Raw genomic sequence first — 16,147 nt, 5'->3', positions numbered from 1 at the left:
AAACCCCCCGTGCACGGGGGGCTAGGGGGGGGAGGGATCTAGGGTAATACTTCTGGCCGTTTCATATCAGTATTGAAATGTTACAACCTATTTAGGATTGCTATAGCAAAATAGCTTATAGTTATAAGTTATCTGAATTTTAGAACGTTATGCAACACGTTAAATATTCGTCGATTATTCATGCCCCTGTAGAAGTAGTTTGGGAGTTTCATACCCGCCCCGATATTTTGCAAGTGTTAACTCCCCCTTGGCAACCTGTAGAAATTCTGCGACGGGAAGGAGGATTAGAAATAGGGGCAATGTCTGAATTTCGGATAGGATTAGGGTTGTTTTCCGTGCCATGGCTTGCGGTTCATACTGAATATAAACTATATCAGTTATTTACCGATGAACAACAGGAAGGAATACTGGAAAGTTGGGTGCATCGACATCAATTTGTGGCGGAAAATGGTCACACCCGTCTAACGGATGCGATCGCATTTTCCCTACCCGGTGGAGTCTTAGCAGAACAAATATTACAAAGTTGGGTTAATAGTCGTTTACAAGATATGTTTCATTATCGTCATCAAGTCACAAAAAAGGAATGTGAAACCTGAATCAGTCATCAGTCATCAGTTACCAGTTATCAGTTATCAGTTATCAGTTATCAGTTATTAGTTATTAGTTATTAGTTATCAGTTATTAGTTGATTGACAACCCATAATCCATTACCAATTCGTAATTCGTAATTAGAATTACTATTTTTGTTGAACCGGTTTGACTAAATAGTCAGAGGAAATCGGTTCTGCTTTTTTTTGATAGACTAACCCTTGGTAAATCATCGAGGTAACTTCCCCATAAGTCGCCGATTGGTTGGGATTTAAGGTATTTTTATCAGGATAATTAACCACTAATCCGGCTTCTGTTGCTGCTGCAACACCTTCAATTGCCCAAGGCGGAATTTGATCCGCATCCTTAAATATTTTTAGGGTTTCTTGGGAATTAGTCGCAGGTTTTAAGCCTAGCCCACTCGCTAAAGCCACTAAAACTTGAACCCGAGGAATCGACTGTTGGGGTTTAAATATATCCTGGGGATATCCCGCCAAAAAACCCGATTGATTAGCCGATTTCAGATCGGATTTATTCGCAGAGTTTTGAGGAATATCTTTAAATTGAATAGCAGGTTGTTTAGGTTGAGGATTAAACGCTTTTTGTAGTTCAGTTGCAAATTGTTCCCGGGTAATTTTTTCATCGGGTTTAAACTGTTTTTGATCCGATTGAACAGCCCGATTTTGATTAGCAAAATACAGGATAAATGGAGTCGCCCAATAGGATTCGGTCGTTGTGGAAGATGGGACAACGGCAGAAGGTAAAGGGGTTGTACAAATATTTCCTGTCGTGGGTTGAACCGAACAAGCGGTTTTTGTTGAAGTTTTGTTCTGGGACTGAGTGCCTGGGATAATTTGGGGTTTGAGGGCGGGCTGAATCGGTTTCTGTGCCGGAGTTACAAAGACTAATCCCAAAATAGCTGATTGAGGTTGTTTCACCTGTGGTGTCGGTGAAATGGGGGTTGTTATTGCTGGGGTGGGAGTTTCCCAGAGAGGGGAAACCCCATCGGGAGGGGAATCTTTTGGGATTTTGGCGACACCTGGATTGGTTGAAGGGATTAGGGTTGTGGGGGAGGTTAAATTGGGGTTGAAAACTAATTTTCGGTTGGATTGACTTAAAACCCAATATAAAATTGTCCCAATTGTGGCCAGGGCGACAACAATGGCGATGATCTCATCTAGGGGGAGATTAGACCGAGGATTGGGGGGATAGGATTGTGACATGGATTCGGTGGCTAAATTAATTCCGGAATAATAAAGCACCCCTTAATTGGGATGAAGGAGTGCCTTTCAAATAGACAAAAAACGAGGGGAATTTAGGGGATAAAATCCACCTCGTTTTAACAAGTCCAAAGACTAATTGATAACTCGCAATCCGGCGGATTCTGGGTTATATCCTTCCATTTCTACGGGTACGGATTTAACGTTCCAGATTTCGTTACAATATTCGCCGATGGTGCGATCGCTTGAGAATTTACCCATCCGCAGGGCATTGAGAATCGACATTCTCGTCCATTTTTTGGAATCTTGAAATGCCACACTAACTTCCCGTTGACAATCAATATAGGATTGATAATCAGCAAAAAGCATATATTCATCGTGGTACATCAAGGAATCTACCAAGGGTTTAAACATTTCCTGATTACCATGGGAGAAATAACCGGAGGAGATTCGATCAATCACGGCTTTTAATTCCGGGTTATTATTATAGTAATCGCTGGGTTTATAGCCCTTTAATTTCAAATTATAAACTTCTTCTGCGGTTAATCCAAACAGGAAGAAATTCTCAAACCCGGCTTCTTCACGGATTTCAATATTTGCCCCATCCAGAGTTCCAATAGTTAAGGAACCATTCATGGCAAATTTCATGTTTCCAGTTCCAGAGGCTTCTTTTCCAGCCGTAGAAATTTGTTCGGATAAATCCGCCGCCGGATAGATGCGTTGACCCAAAGAAGCGTTAAAGTTCGCCAAAAATACCACTTTTAAGCGTCCCCGGACATCGGGATCTTTATTAACAACTTCCGCAACGGCATTAATCAATTTAATGATTAATTTTGCCATGAAATAACCGGGGGCTGCCTTTCCTCCAAAGATAAAAGTCCGAGGACAAATATGGGTATTGGGGTTCTGTTTGATCCGGTTATACAGGGTGATAATATGCAGCACATCCAGATGTTGACGTTTGTATTCGTGAATCCGTTTCACCTGAATATCAAAAATAGAGTGGGGGTCAGCTTCAATCCCATTAAATTTCCAGATATAATCGGCTAACAGTTTCTTGTTGTACAGTTTAATTTGATGCCATTGTTCGCAGAATTCGGGATCATCAACGTAGGCCTCTAATTGACGCAGTTTGTCTAAATCTTTCAGCCAACCGTCCCCAATTTTAGAACTATAAAATTCGGACAAGGTGGGATTACTTAATAAAATCCACCGTCGAGGGGTGACACCATTAGTTTTATTGAAAAACTTCTCTGGCCAGAGTTTATAGAAATCCCGCAGGGTATCTTGTTTCAACAATTCCGTATGTAGGGCGGCGACGCCATTGACCGCATGACTACCGACGCAGGCTAAATGAGCCATGCGGACGTATTTTTCTCCGCTTTCTTCAATCAGAGATAACCGTCCAATTAAGTCATTATCCCCAGGATACCAACGGCGCACATCTTCAATGAAACGGCGGTTAATTTCATAGATGACTTGCAAATGACGGGGTAACAAATACTCAAACAAACCCACAGACCATTTTTCTAGGGCTTCGGGTAACAGAGTATGGTTGGTATAGGCAAAGGTTTTTTGGGTGACTCGCCAGGCGGAATCCCAATCAATGCCATATTCATCCAACAATAATCGCATTAATTCCGCGATCGCAATCGCCGGGTGGGTGTCATTCAACTGAATAGCAGCAGTTTCATTCAGGTTAGAAAGACTGCTGTTGTGCTTGAGATGGCGTTTGATAATATCGCGCAGAGAACAAGCCACAAAGAAATATTGTTGTTCCAGGCGCAATTGTTTACCCTGGGGGGTGTTGTCATTGGGATATAGAACTTTAGAGATGGTTTCCGATCGCATTTTATCGGCGACCGCCCCGTCATAATTTCCGGCGTTGAAGGCGTCAAAGTTAAAAGCGTCACTAGCTTCGGCTTTCCACAGTCGCAGGGGGTTGACGGTATTGGTATCATAGCCGGGAACGGGCGTATCGTAGGGAATCCCAATCACGGTTTTAGCCGGAATCCAACGAATTCGTTCCCGGCCTTTTTCGTCGTGATAAGTTTCGGTATGACCCCCAAAGTTAACATCAATGGCCTGGTCAGGGCGGGGAATTTCCCAAGGATTACCAAATCTTAACCATTTATCGGGGATTTCAGCCTGCCAGCCATCCTGCATAATTTGGTGAAAAATCCCAAACTCATAACGAATTCCGTAGCCCACGGCGGGAATTTCCAAGGTAGCCAGGGAGTCGAGGAAACAGGCGGCTAATCGTCCTAAACCCCCATTTCCTAAGCCGGGATCGGGTTCTTGTTCGAGGAGTTCATCTAAATCCAGTCCCGATTCTTCCACGGCCTGACGGATGCGATCATACAGGTGGAGGTTAATTAAACTGTTCCCCAGGTGTCGCCCCATCAGGAATTCGGCCGATAGGTAGTAAACGATTTTGACGTTATTGTCATCGTAGGTTTTAAAGGTTTTCAACCAACGGCTTAACAGGCGATCGCGCAGGGTATAGGCCAAGGCCATATAAAAATCTTCCTTGGAGGCAATGGCTTCATATTTGCCAAGCTCATAGAATAGATTATCGGCAAACGCCCGTTTCAGGGTTTCCACACTGGTTCCAGTCCGATCATCCTCAATTTGGATGGGACATTCATTAACAGGAATTAACGGTTCAGTCATTTATTCTCCTTTCGTGGGCATCAATCAATGTTAAAGGATTATCCAGTTAATAGAATACAGACTCGCGCTGAGTTCGTGATGTTGTATTCATGATGGTTTGCTGATATTTCCCCTCTGGATGTTTCTAATAGCGGAAAACTTATTGAGAACTTAGGGTTGATCAAGTTGGGACATACTTTAGCCTGTTTCTCTTGGCTAGATCATCCCCCTGGGGAAATCCTGACATTGGGGGATAGTCCCAGAATATCAATATTTGTATAGGTATTTGTATAAGTGTTGAATTCAATATATACTGGTAATGGAATTACTGTACTCAGGGAGATCCATGGGTTAGTTCTGCTGTTTTCGACCTGCTACTCAACAACCACACATCTTTCAACTAGATTTCTAATCTTGTCTTCCTTGTTACCAATGGACAATTTTTAGGAATCACACTACTGGATTTTTTTAATTAATTTCTGCTGCGTACTGTTTAGGCATAACTGACAAAAGCAACGGAAGCATTTGTGATGCCCGTTTTTTGTGTTTTTTTTCACTTGAATGGAGACGATAAAATTATGTTGACTTTTGTGTTGTCTTGTGTTGTCAATGGGACTGTTTTTTTACCTGAATATTCTCGAATGATCACCAATATTGGGAGTAATTCTATGGTTGAAATAGCTGTTTCTCCCCAATCATTAATAGTTCTAGCTCAAGTTCGCAAACATGGCGAGGATGATCCGATTGTTCCTCCGAATTAAATATAGCAACCGCGATTAGTTATTAAGATAATATATAGGCTGTCATTCGGTGCCCACGCACCGAATCCCTGTCCTAATTGTGATGGCGACGGCTATAATATTTGTGAGCTAAACTGTTGAGCATCTAAATCTGAATTCTATGAGCGAAAGAACACTATTTGATAAAGTATGGGAGTTGCATACCGTTGGAACCCTATCATCAGGACAAACTCAACTTTTTATTGGTTTGCACCTGATTCATGAAGTCACCAGTCCCCAGGCGTTTGCCATGTTGCGCGATCGCCATCTCAAAGTCCTGTATCCTGAACGCACAGTCGCCACAGTAGATCATATCGTTCCTACGGATAACCAGGCTCGTCCATTTGTGGATACCTTAGCGGAAGAAATGATGCAGTCCCTAGAACAAAGCTGCAAAACACACAATATCCGTTTTTATAATATCGGTTCTGGGAATCAAGGGATTGTTCACGTGATCGCACCGGAACAGGGGTTAACTCAACCCGGGATGACCATTGCTTGCGGAGACTCCCACACCTCCACCCATGGGGCATTTGGAGCGATCGCCTTTGGCATCGGGACATCTCAAGTGCGGGATGTGCTGGCGTCTCAAACCCTAGCGTTAGAGAAACTGAAAGTGCGCCGGATTGAGGTAAATGGGGAACTAGCCCCTGGAGTATACGCAAAGGACGTGGTGCTCCATATTATCCGAACATTGGGGGTAAAAGGGGGCGTAGGTTACGCCTATGAATTCGCTGGAAGTACCCTTGAGGGGATGTCCATGGAAGAACGGATGACGATCTGTAATATGTCCATTGAAGGGGGTGCTCGATGTGGCTATGTGAATCCCGATCAGGTGACTTACGACTATTTACAAGGTCGGGATTTTGCCCCCAAAGGGGAGGACTGGGAAAAAGCGGTGGCTGGGTGGAATAATATCCGTAGTAGTACGGATGCAGTCTATGATGATGTAGTCAAATTTAATGCCGCCGAGATTGCTCCCACCGTAACTTGGGGGATTACCCCGGGACAGGGTATCGCCGTTAATGAGTTGATTCCGACTTTAGAGCAGATTACCGAAACTGATCGGGAAGTTGCAAAAGAAGCCTATCAATATATGGAGTTTACCCCCGGAACCCCAATTCAAGGGACAAAAGTAGACGTCTGCTTTATTGGTAGTTGTACCAATGGCCGCCTCAGTGACCTGCGCGAAGCTGCTAAATTTGCCCAGGGTCGGAAGGTCGCCAATGGGGTGAAAGCCTTTGTAGTTGCTGGTTCAGAACGGGTGAAGGTTGCAGCCGAAGCCGAAGGGCTCGATAAAATCTTTGAAGCGGCGGGGTTTGAATGGCGCGAAGCCGGGTGTTCGATGTGTTTGGCGATGAACCCCGATAAATTACAGGGAAATCAACTGAGTGCATCTTCCTCTAACCGCAACTTTAAAGGTCGTCAGGGTTCGGCCCAAGGACGCACATTGTTAATGAGTCCGGTAATGGTGGTGGCTGCTGCGGTCAACGGGGTAATTACGGATGTGCGGGAGTGGTTATAAGCACACTTCATCCCCTGAGTAAGCCAGGGCTATTTCGTTGTCGGTTAAGACGGGGAAAAGATAGGGAGATGGAGTGAATTCATCAAAATTTTAATTGATCAACATTGACTATAAAATGGTGATCAATTCTTCACACAAACTAAAAGATTTCAACCATGAGCAAAATTAAAAGTATTTCAGGAAAAGGGATTCCTTTAGTTGGGAATGATATTGATACCGATCGGATTATTCCAGCGCGGTTTTTACGGTGTGTTACCTTTGATGGATTAGGGGAACAGGTCTTTGCCGATGATCGCCAACAAATGCAGGGAAAACATACCTTTGATTTACCCGAATATCAAGGAGCCAATCTATTAGTTGTTAATGCGAATTTCGGTTGTGGTTCATCCCGAGAACACGCGCCACAAGCTATCACTAAATGGGGGATTCAAGGGATTATTGGTGAAAGTTTTGCCGAGATATTCTTGGGCAATTGTGTCTCAATTGGGATTCCCTGTGTCACCGCAGAACCAGAGGATATCAAGACGATTCAAGAGGCGTTAAAAGTTAATCCTAAAGTGGCTATTAACCTAGATTTAGAATCAATGAAAGTCTATTGTGGAGATTTAACTATTGATGTAAATATGAATGCAGGTTCTCGTCAATCTTTTATCACCGGAATGTGGGATAGTTGCGGACAGTTAATTGCGAATGTTGCGGAAATTCGAGAAACAGCTACAAAATTACCCTATCTGAATTGGGTCAGTTAAATCCCAAAAAGGGCACGGAAAGGGTTGAATTAGAAGAAAATCTACAACCCCAAGGATCTAAACCGATTAGTTTAAAGCGTCTTCCAAATTAAACGGGATTGATATTAATTTAATTTCGTCTAATCAGTTTCAATTTATTTCTGTATAATAAGAAACTGTATTCGATATAAATTATGTATCTATTCTCGTTCCAAGATTAAATTCATTGCCTTTTTTATAATCTCCTCTCGTTGGACTAATTGACTTAATCCTTCTGCTTCATATTTACCTTCAAAAGCTTCGAGTGCTGCTTTTTCCAATGCCAAATCATAAGCATCTTCCAGGGTTGTTACTAATTCTGTATCAGTCATATAGGTTCCTTTTGCTTTTTCACGAGAATTAGTGCGTTGAATTTGCTTGACAGAATTGCGAATAGAAAGATTCCAAAACCTAGTTGTGCGGTTTTCAGCAGATTGCTTAATCAGGTGCAGAAGCAAAATAATCCCATAGCTAAATATTTTATTCAGTTTATCAGATTTGCTCATTTCTTCTAATTCTTCTACAATTAACAAAGCTTCTGTTATATTGCCTTGGTGCAGGAGTTCTTTGATGGTAAGTAATTCTTCCATATTCGTTATTTTTGCAGTGGTGCTGGTCATTAATTATATGTGATTACTTATGATCCGCAATGACTTATCATCCCGTAATTATTGTAGATAGTGGAATTCTAGTAGCTTACTACAGTGTCAAAGATCGCTATCATCAATTGCTATTTCTGAACGGCTGAATATTCCGGCTATTGCTACTTTAGATAACGAGAATGCAGCTAATTTTTTGCGAAATCTTGCTAGTCAGTCAAAAGTTTTGTGATATCATGATCAACGGTATAAGTTTCTAACTAAACTATCTTGAGTGAGATTTGTACAGCAGTCACCCCTGGTCAACCTTTGACCGATTTCCAAAAAACAGGCTTGGAATGGGTGGGGCGTCTACAGGGTGGACGGGATGTGGTACTGGCGATTGACCTAACGGAAAGCGTCGGTTTAAATGATGAAGGCCATATTCGGTTACGCCAAATTGTTGAAGACAGCTTAAAGTCAGGAGATACGGTTTATGTTGTGCCTTTTGCTACAAAAGTTAATCCTTTAGAACCGGAGATTAACCTCCTAAAATTGGAAGCCGCAATTCAGTTTAAGGGGAAAGCTGATGTAGAAAAGATTTTGCAATTGATTCCGTTTCAGGCAAATCTGAATCTGCAAAATACTGATGTTCAACGGGCTGAGTTAACCATCTATCAAGGTTTAGCGGATCTGAATCAATGTCGTTTAACCCAGAATCAACCGATTAAACCCCAATCGGTGGTTTGGATTACCGATGCACAACTATTCACGAACTCCCCCGCTACTTCCCAAGAATGGATAGAAACCCCTGGGGAAAGTCCTTTCCGAGTGGGAACGTCTCAAGAAACACAACAGCGTCAACAGTGGTTAGATAAATTACCATTAACCCCCCGTTCTCTATCAATTAAAACCCAAGATCAGCAAAAATATAACCTTACTATTGTTGATCTTCCCCCCACTGTCCAAGAATTTTGTACTCCTACACCCGGATTTAAACAAACTTGTTTAGTCCCCCCGTATTTATGGAAACAGTTATCCTTACCTGCGTTAACTTTAGTCATCCTAATTCTAGCTAGTATAGGTCTAGGAATTAAAATTTATCATCTCAATAAAAAATGGAAAATTACTATCAATTTTGCAGATAAAAAGACAGAAGAACAAACCATTTATTTTCGTAATCATCAAAGAATTTCTATCGGTGAATATGAATCTAACTGCAACCATTCTATTGATACACCAGGAGCAGAAATTCGAGGTTATTTAATTAGGAAAGGAGAAAAATTATATTTAGAACCAATCCCAGATAGTCTCCTTGAATATAACGGTCAAAACCTGACTAAAAAAACACCTATATCCGGTGGTTCATTTCAATTAAATTGTCCCTATTCAAGAACAGGAAATTCTAAAGCAAAAAAGAATTACGAATTTACAATTAAAATTCAAAAATAACCAGGGAGAAATTCATCATGCAATCTAACGACCATCAACTGCAAGGAATTCAACGGACAATTTGTATTGGATTAGGAGGAACTGGACGAGACGTTTTAATGCGACTACGACGGTTAATTGTGGAACAGTATGGGGATTTAACAAAATTGCCAATTGTTAGTTTTGTTCATATTGATACCGATAAAACAGCAACTCAAGGCTCAAGTTTAAAAACAGGTAATACTTATCGGGGTGTTGATTTAAGTTTCCGAGATTCTGAAAAAATTAATGCGATTCTAACCGCCGCCGAAGTAAGTAATTTTGTTCAGGGAGTAGAACAGCGTTCTAATTATGATCATCAAGGGCCTTATGATCATATCTCGCGGTGGTTTCCCCCCCAGTTACTGCGTAATATTAGAGCAGTTGAAGAAGGAGCAAAAGGGATTCGACCAGTGGGAAGATTAGCCTTTTTCCATAATTATCAAAAGATTAGAACCGCCATTGAAACCGCAGAAAGACGAACTATGGGGCATGAAGCTATTCTACTCAAATCAGGATTAAAAGTTGATCCCGGATTAAATATTTTTGTAGTTGGTTCTTTGTGTGGTGGAACCGGAAGCGGAATGTTTTTAGATATAGCCTATAGTTTAAGAAAATTATATGGAGATAAAGGGACTCAATTATTAGGATATTTAGTCATTAGTCCGCAATTATATAGCAATGCTTCCTATATGAATGCTAATACTTATGCCGCCTTAAAAGAATTAAATCATTACAGCAGTCCGGGGACTCGATTTGAAGCCTGTTATGATATGCAAAATTTAGTTCTGGTTAAAGAACCTCGCGCCCCCTTTGATTATACTTATTTAATCTCTAATCAAACTAACGGTGAATATACAATATTAGAACAGCAAAAATTATGTAATGTGATTGCTCATAAAATTGCTTTAGATTTTTTAGGAGAATTAGCACCCGTCGCTAAAGGAATGCGGGATAATTTATTAACCCATTTAATTCAAGCGGATAATCACCCCCGTCCTAATCCTCAAGGGTATTTAACCTTTGGGTTAGCTGCTATTTATTTCCCGCGTGAAATTATTGTTAAAATTGCCTTAAATCGGATTAGTTTAAAACTATTAAATTTTTGGTTAAATGGTGAAGGACAAAGCCCCGACCCCCAATTAATACTTGAACAATTTATGATCAAGTATAGATGGCATAGTGATTCAACAGAACGGGATGGCTTTACAGAACGATTAACAGAATCCGTTCAAGAAGGGAATCAAAGCTTTACTAATACCTTGACAAAATGGAGAAACAACTTAATCAACAACAAAATCAATGAATGTAAAAATCGAGAGAATCGTTCGGAATTAAAAACAGATTTATCGTGGCAATTCAGATCTCAATTTAGAAAGGTTCAGCCTGGAGAAACCGAAGCGACGCGAGGAATTTGGTTGACGCGGTTATTACAGATAAGTCCAGTCATTACTAAACAGTTAAAAGATCATATTAATGAGTTTATTGCTGAATTAATGACCCCCAGTAATCCCAATTTTTCGATTAAAACTGTTCGAGATTGGTTAGATGCCATGGAAGCGGATTTAAACAGTTATCAACGTCAGTTAGAGGAAGAAATTTCTCAAGCTGGGGGAATGAAAAAAATTGAAGATATGGAGAATAAATGGCGAGATATACAACGGGAAATAGATGATATTGAGGAGAAAATAGAACTCCCATTATTTAATGGCAAAAATCGCAATATCCAGAAAAAAGCCGAGAGTGCTGTTAGGAAAATTTTTAAGTTAATTGAAGATAACTTTAAGTTAACAGCGAATCAGGAAGCTTTAAAAATTGTCAGCGATTTGCAAAAATGTATTAGAGATTTTTCAGTACAAACCGCCGGTTTTAGCCGAGTGATTGAAAATTGGAAAACTGACTATGAAAAAGAACAGAAAGATCTAATCAATTCTAATTTTAATGAAATGAGTGGGGAGGCAATTTTCGCTCAAGAAGATATTGAAGAATGTTATCAAATTCTCTTGCCAGATATTAATTTTCGCTCTCAGTTAGTGTTAGTGAGTAAAGATATTACGGAAGCATCAGGCGGGGAAGAATCCCTCTCTTATTTGATGAATCGTAGCATTTTTGAACAACTAAAAACCGAAATTAATCAAGAAATAGATAGTGTATTTGGTTCCCGTAGTAATCAAATTGTCAAATCTGTAATTAAGCGTTTTATCCAAAATTATTCCGCTTCAGTCCGTCCTATCCGTTTAGGGCAAATTATCCAAGAAGCTGAACCTTTATTACGTTTAAATTCCAGTGATCCTTATTTCTCCAACTTACCTGATAAACTCAAACAATTTATCGGATTTAAAGATACGGACGAATTAGAAGTTAACCAATTTAAAAGTATCATGACTCACGATTTAGGCATCGATCCCACCATTCTAAAACCCTCTCAAGCTGAAGATCAAATCTTAATCGTCAAGGAATATGGCGGGTTTCCTTTAAGATTGATTAATGGTTTAGAAGAAATCAGAAATCATTATATCCGAGAACAAAATCGAGAGGGGTCTTCCTGTCATTCTGATTATCAGATTCAATTTACCGATATTATCCCCCCTGATGCACACTTAATAGAAAAATTGGCAGATGTTTTCTATCCTTGTTTGGCTTTTGAGTTAATTTTTCTAAATCCAGAAAACCAGGTTTTACAGTTGGAATATTATGATGATTTAAGAAGCTGCTATTATACAGCCAAACTTAGTCCAGTTTGGAATCAAAGTTTAGAAGAATTGGCAAATAATCAAGAAATGACAGCAACTTTAAAACAGTTATTAGAGGATGTGATTTCTCAGATTCGGCAAAATTCTAATCTTTGGGAAAATAACTATTTACTGAAGCTACAGAAGTTTGTGGATTATGTGGATAAATTACCAGAATCTAGTCCTAATTATTCCTGTAAATCAACGGTTGTCGGTGCTCGAGGAACTATTGTAAAACAAGGAGTTATTAATCGTTTAATTCAACGAATTAAAGGAGAAATTCAAAACACTCTTCCGCTTTCTGTTAATGACAATCTGACAGCCAGAGGGGATTTAATAGTTAATAGAGGTGACAGTTTAGAGCGAGAATTGAAGCAGCTACAAAAAGGCTTAGACCAGGGAAATTTTAATCAGAAAGAATATGAAGTCAAAAGAAAGGAAATTATGGATAAATATGGTTTATCCTAACAAAAACAGTTGGGTTGTAGAATCTTTAACTCAACCCATGATTGAGTTTTTCCCAGACTTATTTTAAATCTTCAGGATGTTGCTATGCCTATTTTTGTTCTCCCTCCTTGGATGTTAGCTCTGATTATTCTGTTTGTGGTTTTACCATCGTTTATGAGTATGTATTATCGGTTCAATCTTTATCGACATCTCAATGATTTAGCTGATAAAGTTAATCGGGTTATTAGTAAAAGTTCCCCTGGAATTCAGCCTAATATTATCACAATATTAGAAAAGAGTTTTCGGGAAGCTAGTCAAAATTTAGAACAAGTGAACACGGGGGCTTTAATTGATCAAGCCTATAGTCAAGAAAAGGTTGTAGGGAAATCCTGTGAACAAATTGATTATTTTTGTCGAATTCTTCCTAACTTACTCCTGGCTTTTGGATTAATTGGAACTTTTATTGGAATTACCATGAATTTGAGTTCCTTGAGTCAAGCTATTCTTCAAAATCCAGATCAAACCAAGGATTTCATTCAGTTAGTAAAGAAATTGGAGGAACCACTAAAAGGAATGGCGATCGCTTTTTCTACAAGTTTAGCGGGGTTATTTTTTAGTGCTTTGTTAACTATTTTTAACTTTTTTTACAATACCAATTTAGCCAAATATAAATTAATTAATTCTTTGGAACACTACCTCGATAATATTTATTATTCTACATTGAATAATCAAACCCGACTTGATAAAATTGTATCAGGAATGTCGAATCAGTTTAAGGATTTCTTAACAAACTTTGGTCAGACAGTTAGAGATGCTGTAGAATCAGCCATGAGAGATAATATTAAGGAAATTACACAAGCTAATGTAGAAGCGAGTCAACTAGCACAAACAGTTTATAATCAATTATCCAATGTAGCCGGAACATTGGATAGGGGGGCGAATAATTTCCAGACTGCAACAGAAGCCTTTGGAAATTCTGTACAAATAAATGATAAAATTGTGGTAAAATTAGAACAGGTTGTAGAAAGTTTTGAACAGAGTCAGGTTCCCCAACAATTATCAACAATAGCTACTAATTTCGGCGATTACCAAAAGAATTTTTCTGACTCAGCATTTGGTTTAGCTCAAACAGTTAAATCTCTGGAAAATACATTAACTCAACTTCAGAATTTTACTCAACAATTAGTGACGACGGAAGCCAGTTTCACTCAACTAAATCAGAGTTCATTACAAGTTTTTAAATTGCATCAAACCAATCAACAATCTCTATCTGAGATGATTATTCAACTAAAAGAAGGATCACAGGGGTTTGAATTAGCTTCACAAACTTTAGATCAGATCCAAAAACAAATTGTTGATAAATCCGATAGTTTTGTGCAAGTTCAACAAGACTTAAAAACTATCGTTGAAACGATGAATGGTTATACAAATAATGTCAATACAAAAATAGAATTTTTAACTAAAGTTCTGGTTAAACTGATCAGGAATCAAGAGAATAGTCATCAATCTTATACTCAAGCGATCGCAGATAAATTAGACGAATCAATTAAACCTAATATTCAGTATTTTGTTGAGATGAGATACGATTTATCACAGGTAATTAAGATTTTGCAAGCACAAGATAACCCAACAATTCACTCAGATTTATCACAATTAATTAAACTATTACAAGCACAAGATAATAAGACAATTCACTCAGATTTATTACAGGTAATTAAACTTTTGCAAGAACAAGATAACAAGACAATTTACTCAGATTTATCACAGTTAATCAAACTTTTACAAGAACAAAGTAACAGGACTCCAAATAAGAAAAAATTCAAATTTTGGGGTTGATAAAGAATACCATTAATTGTTATTATACTTAAAACTATGCGCCGTCCCACCCAAATTAATAACTCCTCTGAAGATATAAATATCTGGCAAGCATTCACGGATTTGATGTCCAATGCTTTTTTAATTATGATTTTGTTTTTATTAATAGGCATTTTTAAGTCAGCATCAGATTCAAAAGTAAAAGATCAAACAATAAAAGACTCGAATACGAAAATCAGGCAATTAGAAACGGAAATTAGACTATTACAATCCCCGCCTGTAATTGTAATTAAAGACTCTGATAAAGATGCCCAGGGACGATCCTTAAAATTTGAGACGGGTAAGGCAGATTTACCAGAAGGTTTACGATTATTTGTTGAAGGAAATGTTGTTGAAAAACTGGAGACATATTCTCAAGATTATCAAGGTTATGTTGTGGATATAATCGGACATACAGATGGTCAAGAAACTTTTAATCCAGCTAGTAATTTAGATCAGATATTAGAACAAGTTGCAGGAGGCTCTCAACCCGTTAAAAACCTTAAACCAGGTTCTAATGCTGATTTAGGATTAATGCGAGCTTTAGCTGTGATGAAAAAATTGCAAGCCATTCAAAAAAAAGGTCGTTTAAATGGGTTGAACTTTAGAGCTTATTCGGCTGCTCAATTATTTTTACCATCAGGAAAATATGCTCCCCGTAACCGCAGTTCAGATGAAACTAGACGAAGGATAGAAATTCGCTTTACTCCCCCAGGAGTTAAAACAGATTAGAGCTATACATGATATAGTTTTCATGTTGATTGTATTGCAATTAAAAAGATGACTAAACTCAATAAATTTAAGGCTTTTTCCCTATCTACCCTACTCTACGGGATAGCAGCATTAACCTTTTTACCCATTCCCAAAGCAGAAGCTGCAACAAATTTTAACTGTCCGGGTCAATTTCCTCAAAACAGAATGCAGTTTTCTGTGAGTTATCTTGATGGCCGATTTACCTCGATTACTTTAACCCCTCAAAGTGGGCCGCCTCGCACCAATCAATTAAGATATGATCGACCCAACGAGCGGGGAGAATTAGTTTATCGGGGGGGTGATATGGGAGGCGCTGATATCATCGTTATCGACTTATCAAAAGGAGCAGTCCAACCGGGGACACAGGTTTCTGTCTCACTGGATGGACAGTGGGCGAGGGGAACTTGTCGGCTCTAATTCAGTTAACTTTTAAAATAGGACTGATACGGAAACCGAGTTTTTGATTGATAAACGCGGTTTCTGGGAAAAATATTCTAATTCTAAAAGAATATATAATAAAGATAGATTTTAATTTAGATAAAATCAGGAGTAACAAATGGAAGCAATTACGATTAAAGTTGATAATGAAGTAGCGAAGCTTTACCAGGAAGCGGATAGTAATAAACAAGAAAAAGCAATTTGGGTTTGTAGTCTGATTCTGAAAGAATTATTAAAGCCATCTGATTTTGATGAGATTGTTAAACAAGTGAGAGAAGAAGCTAAAGTTAACGGTTTAACTCCCGAAATTTTAGCCGAGTTATTAGAAGATGAATAAACTTAGA

General features: G+C 38.9%; 13 protein-coding genes. 10 read left to right on the top strand and 3 right to left on the bottom strand.

Going from position 1 to position 16,147, the window contains the following annotated elements; translation table 11 throughout:
* Window positions 1-149: 149 nt before the first annotated feature.
* Window positions 150-596, top strand: coding sequence for an SRPBCC family protein (locus NMG88_RS14870; protein ID WP_042154392.1), 447 nt, complete (start codon window positions 150-152; stop codon window positions 594-596).
* Window positions 597-737: 141 nt separating this feature from the next.
* Here NMG88_RS14870 and NMG88_RS14865 read toward each other — a convergent pair whose 3' ends face one another.
* Both NMG88_RS14865 and NMG88_RS14860 read right to left on the bottom strand, forming a co-directional pair.
* Window positions 738-1,850, bottom strand: a complete 1,113-nt coding sequence (locus NMG88_RS14865; protein WP_052369549.1) for an S-layer homology domain-containing protein — start codon at window positions 1,848-1,850, stop codon at window positions 738-740.
* A 93-nt stretch (window positions 1,851-1,943) separates the two neighbouring features.
* A complete protein-coding gene (locus tag NMG88_RS14860; protein ID WP_026796549.1) occupies window positions 1,944-4,481 on the bottom strand; it encodes a glycogen/starch/alpha-glucan phosphorylase in 2,538 nt (845 codons plus the stop codon).
* A gap of 557 nt (window positions 4,482-5,038) precedes the next feature.
* Between NMG88_RS14860 and NMG88_RS14855 the strand changes: the two genes are divergently transcribed.
* The 3 genes from NMG88_RS14855 to leuD all read left to right on the top strand — a co-directional run bounded on the left by NMG88_RS14855 (window position 5,039) and on the right by leuD (window position 7,513).
* Window positions 5,039-5,221, top strand: a complete 183-nt coding sequence (locus NMG88_RS14855; protein ID WP_141293294.1) for a hypothetical protein — start codon at window positions 5,039-5,041, stop codon at window positions 5,219-5,221.
* 139 nt (window positions 5,222-5,360) lie between these two features.
* Window positions 5,361-6,764, top strand: coding sequence for a 3-isopropylmalate dehydratase large subunit (gene leuC / locus NMG88_RS14850; RefSeq protein WP_027250040.1), 1,404 nt, complete (start codon window positions 5,361-5,363; stop codon window positions 6,762-6,764).
* A 155-nt stretch (window positions 6,765-6,919) separates the two neighbouring features.
* Window positions 6,920-7,513: a 3-isopropylmalate dehydratase small subunit gene (gene leuD, locus NMG88_RS14845; RefSeq protein WP_254035570.1), complete on the top strand. Its 594-nt coding sequence runs from the start codon at window positions 6,920-6,922 to the stop codon at window positions 7,511-7,513.
* Between the two features lie 179 nt (window positions 7,514-7,692).
* On the opposite strand, the gene NMG88_RS14840 is transcribed toward leuD, so the two are convergent.
* A complete protein-coding gene (locus tag NMG88_RS14840; RefSeq protein WP_026787772.1) occupies window positions 7,693-8,121 on the bottom strand; it encodes a DUF29 family protein in 429 nt (142 codons plus the stop codon).
* Window positions 8,122-8,400: 279 nt separating this feature from the next.
* Between NMG88_RS14840 and NMG88_RS14835 the strand changes: the two genes are divergently transcribed.
* From NMG88_RS14835 to NMG88_RS14810, 6 genes are all read left to right on the top strand, one after another.
* Window positions 8,401-9,561, top strand: a complete 1,161-nt coding sequence (locus tag NMG88_RS14835; protein WP_254035569.1) for a vWA domain-containing protein — start codon at window positions 8,401-8,403, stop codon at window positions 9,559-9,561.
* Between the two features lie 17 nt (window positions 9,562-9,578).
* Window positions 9,579-12,779 carry a tubulin-like doman-containing protein gene (locus NMG88_RS14830; protein WP_254035568.1) on the top strand — a complete coding sequence of 1,067 codons (3,201 nt, stop codon included), beginning with the start codon at window positions 9,579-9,581 and terminating at the stop codon, window positions 12,777-12,779.
* Window positions 12,780-12,863: 84 nt separating this feature from the next.
* Window positions 12,864-14,594 carry a hypothetical protein gene (locus NMG88_RS14825; protein WP_042154400.1) on the top strand — a complete coding sequence of 577 codons (1,731 nt, stop codon included), beginning with the start codon at window positions 12,864-12,866 and terminating at the stop codon, window positions 14,592-14,594.
* 36 nt (window positions 14,595-14,630) lie between these two features.
* Entirely contained in the window at window positions 14,631-15,344 is a 714-nt protein-coding gene (locus NMG88_RS14820; protein WP_042154402.1) for an OmpA family protein, read from the top strand.
* 48 nt (window positions 15,345-15,392) lie between these two features.
* Window positions 15,393-15,782 carry a hypothetical protein gene (locus NMG88_RS14815; protein WP_052369551.1) on the top strand — a complete coding sequence of 130 codons (390 nt, stop codon included), beginning with the start codon at window positions 15,393-15,395 and terminating at the stop codon, window positions 15,780-15,782.
* 139 nt (window positions 15,783-15,921) lie between these two features.
* The gene (locus NMG88_RS14810) at window positions 15,922-16,140 is read left to right on the top strand and encodes a hypothetical protein (RefSeq protein ID WP_026796555.1); all 219 of its coding nucleotides are present in this window, start codon (window positions 15,922-15,924) and stop codon (window positions 16,138-16,140) included.
* The last annotated feature ends 7 nt before the right edge of the window (window positions 16,141-16,147 follow it).

It is taken from the genome of Planktothrix agardhii (genome assembly GCF_904830935.1).
GTDB lineage: Bacteria > Cyanobacteriota > Cyanobacteriia > Cyanobacteriales > Microcoleaceae > Planktothrix > Planktothrix agardhii.
The sequence above is the reverse complement of the archived record's forward strand: the minus strand, read 5'-3'. Positions and strand labels throughout refer to the sequence as shown.

Excerpts from the sequence above, each read along its gene's own strand:
- NMG88_RS14825 (WP_042154400.1), top strand. The coding sequence starts at position 12,864 with ATGCCTATTTTTGTTCTCCCTCCTTGGATGTTAGCTCTGATTATTCTG.
- leuC (WP_027250040.1), top strand. The coding sequence starts at position 5,361 with ATGAGCGAAAGAACACTATTTGATAAAGTATGGGAGTTGCATACCGTT.
- NMG88_RS14860 (WP_026796549.1), bottom strand. The coding sequence starts at position 4,481 with ATGACTGAACCGTTAATTCCTGTTAATGAATGTCCCATCCAAATTGAG.
- NMG88_RS14855 (WP_141293294.1), top strand. The coding sequence starts at position 5,039 with ATGTTGACTTTTGTGTTGTCTTGTGTTGTCAATGGGACTGTTTTTTTA.
- NMG88_RS14815 (WP_052369551.1), top strand. The coding sequence starts at position 15,393 with ATGACTAAACTCAATAAATTTAAGGCTTTTTCCCTATCTACCCTACTC.
- NMG88_RS14870 (WP_042154392.1), top strand. The coding sequence starts at position 150 with ATGCAACACGTTAAATATTCGTCGATTATTCATGCCCCTGTAGAAGTA.
- NMG88_RS14820 (WP_042154402.1), top strand. The coding sequence starts at position 14,631 with ATGCGCCGTCCCACCCAAATTAATAACTCCTCTGAAGATATAAATATC.
- NMG88_RS14810 (WP_026796555.1), top strand. The coding sequence starts at position 15,922 with ATGGAAGCAATTACGATTAAAGTTGATAATGAAGTAGCGAAGCTTTAC.
- leuD (WP_254035570.1), top strand. The coding sequence starts at position 6,920 with ATGAGCAAAATTAAAAGTATTTCAGGAAAAGGGATTCCTTTAGTTGGG.
- NMG88_RS14840 (WP_026787772.1), bottom strand. The coding sequence starts at position 8,121 with ATGGAAGAATTACTTACCATCAAAGAACTCCTGCACCAAGGCAATATA.
- NMG88_RS14830 (WP_254035568.1), top strand. The coding sequence starts at position 9,579 with ATGCAATCTAACGACCATCAACTGCAAGGAATTCAACGGACAATTTGT.